The 223-nt window shown below is 62.3% G+C and carries 1 protein-coding gene; it reads right to left on the reverse strand.

All coding sequences use genetic code 11. From position 1 onward, the window contains the following. Positions 1-223 (reverse strand): 2-oxoacid:acceptor oxidoreductase family protein (locus SNR22_RS29305; protein ID WP_320069906.1); only part of this gene is annotated, 223 nt, incomplete at both ends.

The following is a 223-nucleotide window of genomic DNA, read 5'->3' on the forward strand; positions in this document are numbered from 1 at the left end:
CTTCACCTCATACCGCACCGAGAACGACTCGGTCGTCTCGCCGAAGTTCCAGCCGGCCTTGAAAGCCGCGATGTTCGCCGCGACCAACTCAGGACGCTTGACGAACTTACGTTCCAGGAAACGCAGCGTCGAGGCGTACGGCCGGGAATACATCCAGGACAGCAGACCGAGGGCGAACATGTTCTTGGCCCGCTCGGCGTCCTTCTTCGCCACCGCCAGCTCC

It is taken from the genome of Micromonospora sp. RTGN7 (assembly GCF_033804645.1).
Taxonomy (GTDB): domain Bacteria; phylum Actinomycetota; class Actinomycetes; order Mycobacteriales; family Micromonosporaceae; genus Micromonospora.